Here is a 6,336-nt window from a genome sequence, read left to right as displayed (position 1 = left end):
ATGCGCAACTACCTCATCCTCAAGGAGCGCGCCGCCGCGTTCCGCGCGGACCCGGAGGTCCAGGAGGCCCTGCGCGCCGCGCGTCTGGACGAACTCGCCCGGCCCACCGCCGACGACGGTCTGCAGGCGCTGCTCGATGACCGCGCCTCGTTCGAGGAGTTCGACGTCGACGCCGCCGCCGCGCGCGGCATGGCCTTCGAGCGTCTGGACCAGCTCGCGATGGACCACCTCCTCGCCGCCCGCGGCTGAGCAGTCGGCCCGGCCGACCCTTCGGCGCCCCCGCGCGGAACGCCACGGACTCAACAGGTCCGCGACGCCCTCCGCGCGGGGGCCCGCGGTGGCTCAGAGCACTTCCTCCCCGGGGTCGCGCCCTAGCGAGGCCAGCGCGGTGGCCGGGTCGTGGGCCCCGCCCCCGGCCGGCACCCAGTGGCCGTCCTCCGCGCGGTAGGGCCACCAGCGGCCGTCACGGCCCAGACGCAGCTGGGCCGACCCGTCGGCGACCGTCCACCGGTTGCCGTGCACACACAGCGCGGGCCGTTCGCCCTCGTCCCAGGCCGCGTCCAGGGCCGCACACGCGCGTGCCCACGCTTCGCCCCGCACGTCCCACTCCTCCTCCAGCACACGGAGCGCGGTGACGCCTCCGTACCGCCACGCCCGGACGGCCGACGCCAGCTCTTTCCTGCTGCGCCCCGACCCTTCGGCGAGCCGGTCCACGACGGCCCGCTCGGGAGTACCGGCGGCCAGCCGCACGGCATCCTGGCCGACCGTCGGTTCCGCGCCCTCGGGCAGCAGTCCGGGTCCGGCGTGCAGGGACTCGGCCAGCAGCCGGTATGCCGCCACGGCGGTCCGGGCCGCCAGGAACTCCAGCGCCGCCGGATCCACCGGTCGTGCGGGCCGCGTCCCGGTGTCGAGCGACGGCGGGAGTCCCGGCTCGGACGGCAGCTCGGGCAGGGCGGGAAGCGGCGGGAGGATGTCACCGGCCGCGTACGCCTCGCCGGCGTCCACACCGGGCGGTGCCGCGGTCTCCTCGCGGGGTTCGGCGCCGCGTGACTGGAGGTTCGCCAGCAGGGCACGCCCGCCGCGCCCCCGCATCAGCAGCAGCACGAGGGGGTCCTCGTCGAGCAACCGCGCCACCTGGTAACAGAGCGCCGCGGTGTGCCCGCAGTGGTCCCAGGCGCCGCAGTCGCACTCGGGCTCCAGATCACCCGTCCCCGGCAGCAGGTCCACCCCGGCCGCCGCCGCGTCCTCCACGAGGTGCGGTGGCATCTCCCCGTCGAGCAGCGCGGCGACATGCCCCGCACGCTCCGCGGTCATCTCCAGGAAACGGTCCCACTGCTCGGCCGGCAGCTCGGCGAGGAGGACATCGGCCCGGTGCCCCGTGCCGTCCCGGTCCTGCACGACGGCGCTGATGCGCCCCGGCCGCACCGACACCGCTCCCACGGCCCCCGCGCGCGCGAGCCGACGACCGGTCCTCACCTGCTCCCCGTCCAGCGCCGCCTCCTCCAGCGCCTTCAGCCACGCCCGGCCCCACCAGGTCAGCGCGAAACCACGCCCCCGCGCGGGCGGCAGCGCGGCGAAGGTGCGCTCCACTTCGCCGGGCCGGCCGGTGGTGCGCCCGCCGCAGTCGCGGTACCCGTTCATCGCGTGCCTCCTCGCAGCTCGACCAGTTCGGCCAGCTCGGCGTCCGTCAACTCGGTCAGCGCGGCCTCGCCCGAACCGAGCACCGCGTCGGCAAGCTGCCGTTTGCGGCTCAGCATGTCGGCGATGCGGTCCTCGATGGTGCCCTCGGCGATCAGCCGGTGCACCTGCACGGGCCGGTCCTGGCCGATGCGGTACGCGCGGTCCGTGGCCTGTGCCTCGACGGCCGGGTTCCACCAGCGGTCGTAGTGCACGACGTGCTCGGCCCGGGTGAGGTTCAGCCCCGTGCCCGCCGCCTTGAGCGAGAGGAGGAAGACGGGCACGTCACCGTCCTGGAACCGCCGGACCATCGCTTCCCGCTCGGCCACGGACGTCCCGCCGTGCAGGAACTGCGCGGACACGCCGAGCTGTGCAAGGTGCCGTTCGAGGAGCCGTCCCATGCTCACGTACTGCGTGAAGACGAGTAGGCTCGCGTCCTCGGAGAGGATCGTGCCGAGCAGCTCGTCCAGCAGCTCCAGCTTCCCTGAGCGACCGGCGATCCTGGGACGCTCCTCCTTGAGGTACTGCGCCGGATGGTTGCAGATCTGCTTCAGCCCGGTCAGGAGCTTCATGATCATCCCCCGCCGCTCCATGCCGTCGGCACCGGCGATTGCCGCGAGGGTCTCCCGCACCACCGCCTCGTACAGCCCCGCCTGCTCGTCGGTGAGGGACACGGCACGGTCGGTCTCCGTCTTCGGCGGCAGCTCGGGCGCGATCCCGGGGTCCGACTTGCGGCGCCGCAGCAGGAACGGGCGGACGAGCCGGGCCAGCCGTTCCGCGGCGGCGGGGTCGCGGTCGTCCTCGATCGCCCGCGCGTACCGCGCGCGGAAGGCGCCGAGGCGGCCGAGCAGCCCCGGCGTGGTCCAGTCGAGGATCGCCCAGAGTTCCGACAGGTTGTTCTCCACCGGCGTGCCCGTGAGCGCCACGCGCGCGCGTGCGCCGATGGCACGCAGCTCCCGCGCGGTCGAGGAGTAGGGGTTCTTGACGTGCTGCGCCTCGTCCGCCACGACCAGCCCCCACGTCACCTCGGACAGCCGGGCCCGGTCCAGCCGCATCGTGCCGTACGTCGTGAGCACGAACTCCCCGTCGGCCAGACCTTCAAGGTCACGCCCCGCCCCGTGGAAACGGCGCACCGGCGTGCCCGGGGCGAACCGCTCGATCTCCCGCTGCCAGTTGCCCATGAGGGATGTCGGACACACCACCAGGGTGGGTCCGGCGGAGTCCGGGTCGCACTGTCGGTGCAGGTGCAGCGCGATCAGCGTGATCGTCTTTCCCAGGCCCATGTCGTCGGCGAGGCAGCAGCCCAGCCCGAGGGACGTCATCCGGGCCAGCCAGTTCAGTCCACGCCGCTGATAGTCACGCAGGTCGGCGGCGAGTGCGGCAGGCTGCTCGACGGGCTCGTGCGCCTCGGGGTCCGCGAGCCGTTCCCGCAGCTCCGCCAGCCGGCCCGTCGGCTCCACCTCGACGCGGTGGCCGTCGACCTCCGCGGAGCCCGTCAGAGCGGCGCCGAGCGCGTCCACGGGTGCGATCCTGCGGTTCTGCCGGGCGCGGGCACTGCGTACCTGCCGAGGGTCGATCAGTACCCACTGGTCGCGCAGCCGGACGAGGGGACGGCTCGCCTCCGCGAGGCGGTCCAGTTCCTCGCGCGTCAGTTGCCGGTCGCCCAGGGCGAACCGCCAGTCGAAGGCGAACAGCGCGTCGGCGGAAAGGAACGACGGTCCGTCCGAGAGCAGACGCGTTCGCCCCTGCGGGGGACCGACGACTGCCCGCGCGGTCAGCCCGCGGGCCGCCTCCCGGGGCCAGTGCACCTCGACGCCGGCGCCCGCGAGCGCCGCGGCGCCCTCGCCCAGGAGTTCGACGACCTCCTCGTCGGCCAGGTCCACGGTGTCCGGCACCGCGGCCGACAGCAGGGGAGTGAGCGGCGGCCACGCCCGTGCGGCGCGCCGCAGCGCCAGCAGGGCGTCCATCCGCGCACGGGCGCCGAACGCGCGGGCGGCGGCACTGGTCCCGGTCCACACCTCGGCGGCGTCCGTGACCAGAGCGGGATCGCTCAGGCTGTGCACTTGGAGCACGGCGCGGAAGGCGGGCGCCGACTCCTGCGGAGTGGTGTCCGTCAGGCCGGGCGCCTCGACGCGCAGCGAGATGCGCACGCCCGCATCGTGGCCCGCCGCGACGTCGGCAGCCCATTCCCGCAGTTCGGGCAGGTGCTGCGGCTCGGTCGCCGCGTAGGCGGGACCGCCGGTCACCAGTGTGGCCGCCGGGGAGCGGGGCAGCGTGTCGGCGATCGCGTCCAGGAAGGCGCGCAGCAGCAGTTCCGGGTCGGGCAGCCGGAGGGGGCCGTCCGCTCCGGCTGCCTGGGTGTCGCCGGTCCCGCCGAGGGGCGTGGCATGCGCCTCCGGTGGCATGGCGGCGGCGAGCCGCCGGACGGCCTCGACGTCCTCCGAGCCCAAGGGACCCGTGCGCCAGGCGTCATGGCCGCCCGCCGAAAGGCCGGGCAACAGCAGGCCGCGCGCGGCGAACTGCAGGCCGAGCAGGGTGGCCGCGCCCCAGAAGACGGCCGACCGGTGCCCGTCCGCGGACACACGCGCGCGCGTGAGGACGGGCAGTGCCGCGCGTACCGGCAGCACGACGGACGGCACGGTCACGGGCTCGACGGTCTCGCCGTCCGGCACGACGACGGTCAACTCTTCTGCGCTGCCCGTCTCCTGAGTCCGTGGGGCAGTGCCGTCGCCGTGCCAGAACGCGACTCGGCCGGCGCGAGGCGGGTCGCCGGGCAGGAACACGGCACGGCACCGGTCCGGTTCGGAGATGTCAAAGGGGGATGGCGCGGGGAATGTCTGCGCAGCGATGACTGATTCCTCAAATTTGACTACCGGCTTGGAGTCGCTGAGGATACAGCGCTTCACTGGTCGGCTGACGATCTGAGAGTGTGGTGTCCGACACATGCAGGAGGGCTAGGGGAGGACGTCAGGGATCTCTCAGGGTGCCTCTCGGGGTCGGACGCGGAACCGGCCGAGGCGCGGGCGCGTTCTTCCGGACAGAGAGCGGCACCGGCCGCGAAGGAGGCGACACACATGTCGAAGAAGGCGAAGATCGCCGCAGGGGGTGTGGCGGTCGGGCTCATCCTGACGATCTGGCTCCCCTTGTGGGCAGCGCTGCTGATCGTGCTGGGCGTCCCGGCCGCCGCCTACCTCACGCTCGACCCCTCGCAGCGGCGTCGGCTGCGCCGTGTCTCCCGCAAGGAACTCGGCCGCTGAAGGTCACCGGCTCCCGGCGGCGCTGCCGTCCAGCGCACAGGCATTGACCACGTCACCGCCCGAGGGCCGGCCGACGGTCCGGTCCGCGGGCGGGCGGACGCCCCGCTCCGCCCAGGTCACCAGCGCCTCGAAGGCCGTCAGGTAGCAGGGGAGGATCGGCCGGAGCCGGTCGGGGTGGGTGTCGTACAGCCCGTCGACATGGGTTCCGCCCTCGATCGTGTAATAGCGGTGCAGGGCACCCCGCCCGCTCCGGTCGACCATGCGCGCGTACACGTCGGAGTCGGCGGCCTTCGGCAGCAGGGTGTCCAGATCGCCGTGCACCGTGATCAGCGGCTTGCCGACGCGGCCGGTCAGGGCCACTTCGGCCACCGCGCGACGGACGGACGCGGGCCGCGAGGCGTAGTCGTAGGCGGCGTCGGACGCGCACGGCGCCAGGATCTCGTCCAGGGTGCTTCCGGCCGACGCTCCCGGACAGTCCGGGTCGTAGGCGGGGTCGAACTCGGCGCGGTACGTCTTCTGCGTGACGCCCCAGTAGGCCTTCTCGTGGTACGGCCAGAGGAACTCCGAACCGCGCGCGAAGCCGACCCGGTAAAGGTCCTCGTCCGAGGCCGAGCCCACGCTCCGGGCCACCGCGGCGGGCAGGGAGGTGAGCAGGTTGGGCCCGTGCGCCGTCCACAGCGCGCCCTCCCAGTCCACTCCGCCGTCGTACAGCTCCGGATGGTTCTCCAGCTGCCACCGGGTGAGATAGCCGCCGTTGGAGATGCCGGTCATATAGGTGCGGTGCGGCGCCTGCCCGTAGCGCTGGGCGACTGCCCTGCGGGCCGCGCGGGTGAGCTGGGTCGTCCGCATGTTCCACTCGGCGACCGCGTCCCCGGGCCTGGCGCCGTCCCGGTAGAAGTCGGTGCCGTTGTTGCCCTTGTCGGTCGCGGCGTACGCGAACCCCCGCGCCAGCACCTGATCGGAGATGGCCTTGTCCGTCGCGTACTGACGCCGGGTTCCCGGCGCGCCCGTGACGACGAGACCACCGTTCCAGCGATCCGGCAACCGGATCACGAACTGCGCGTCGTGCCGCCAGCCGTGCGTGGCGTTGAACCGCGAGGAATCCGGGAAGTAGCCGTCGATCTGCACCCCGGGCACTCCGGACGGCGTGTGCGTGGCACGGGCGGTGAGCCCCGTCTGGTCGGCCGGATCGGTGTACGGCGTACCGGCCAGACCGGTGGTGGTCAGATCGGGCAGACAGGCCGTCCGCTGGAAGGCCGCGCCCGGCACCCGCACCCGGTCCTGCCGTGCGCAGTGGCCGTCACCGGGGTCCGAGGCGGCGGCCGGAGCCGGCCCGGCCAGGGCCGCCGCCACGAGAGCGGCGCTGAGCAGGGGAACACCACGGGACGGACGCATCGGGGGC

4 protein-coding genes and 1 pseudogene are annotated in these 6,336 nt (G+C 73.9%); 2 read left to right on the top strand and 3 right to left on the bottom strand.

Annotated features, from left to right (window positions below; all coding sequences use genetic code 11):
* Positions 1 to 249, top strand: a pseudogene (locus ABZY13_RS14535) (xylose isomerase); the annotation flags it as partial.
* Between the two features lie 93 nt (positions 250 to 342).
* Here the strand turns inward: ABZY13_RS14535 and ABZY13_RS14530 are convergent.
* Positions 343 to 1,641 (bottom strand): SWF or SNF family helicase, encoded by a 1,299-nt coding sequence (locus tag ABZY13_RS14530; RefSeq protein ID WP_356630413.1) that lies wholly within the window; start codon positions 1,639 to 1,641, stop codon positions 343 to 345.
* Positions 1,638 to 4,622, bottom strand: a complete 2,985-nt coding sequence (locus ABZY13_RS14525) for a DEAD/DEAH box helicase (protein WP_356630411.1) — start codon at positions 4,620 to 4,622, stop codon at positions 1,638 to 1,640. Before ABZY13_RS14525 ends, ABZY13_RS14530 begins: the two co-directional genes overlap by 4 nt.
* Positions 4,623 to 4,751: 129 nt before the next feature.
* Here ABZY13_RS14525 and ABZY13_RS14520 point away from each other — a divergent pair, with 129 nt between their 5' ends.
* Entirely contained in the window at positions 4,752 to 4,934 is a 183-nt protein-coding gene (locus ABZY13_RS14520; RefSeq protein ID WP_356630409.1) for a hypothetical protein, read from the top strand.
* A 3-nt stretch (positions 4,935 to 4,937) separates the two neighbouring features.
* On the opposite strand, the gene ABZY13_RS14515 is transcribed toward ABZY13_RS14520, so the two are convergent.
* The gene (locus ABZY13_RS14515) at positions 4,938 to 6,329 is read right to left on the bottom strand and encodes a tannase/feruloyl esterase family alpha/beta hydrolase (protein WP_356630407.1); all 1,392 of its coding nucleotides are present in this window, start codon (positions 6,327 to 6,329) and stop codon (positions 4,938 to 4,940) included.
* Positions 6,330 to 6,336 lie beyond the last annotated feature (7 nt).

The sequence above is a fragment of the Streptomyces sp. NPDC006610 genome, from assembly GCF_040611575.1.
Taxonomy (GTDB): domain Bacteria; phylum Actinomycetota; class Actinomycetes; order Streptomycetales; family Streptomycetaceae; genus Streptomyces.
The sequence above is the reverse complement of the archived record's forward strand: the minus strand, read 5'-3'. Positions and strand labels throughout refer to the sequence as shown.

What these genes read in the sequence shown, in the direction of transcription:
- ABZY13_RS14515 (WP_356630407.1), bottom strand. Translation starts at nt 6,329, where the DNA reads ATGCGTCCGTCCCGTGGTGTTCCCCTGCTCAGCGCCGCTCTCGTGGCG.
- ABZY13_RS14525 (WP_356630411.1), bottom strand. Translation starts at nt 4,622, where the DNA reads ATGTGTCGGACACCACACTCTCAGATCGTCAGCCGACCAGTGAAGCGC.
- ABZY13_RS14530 (WP_356630413.1), bottom strand. Translation starts at nt 1,641, where the DNA reads ATGAACGGGTACCGCGACTGCGGCGGGCGCACCACCGGCCGGCCCGGC.
- ABZY13_RS14520 (WP_356630409.1), top strand. Translation starts at nt 4,752, where the DNA reads ATGTCGAAGAAGGCGAAGATCGCCGCAGGGGGTGTGGCGGTCGGGCTC.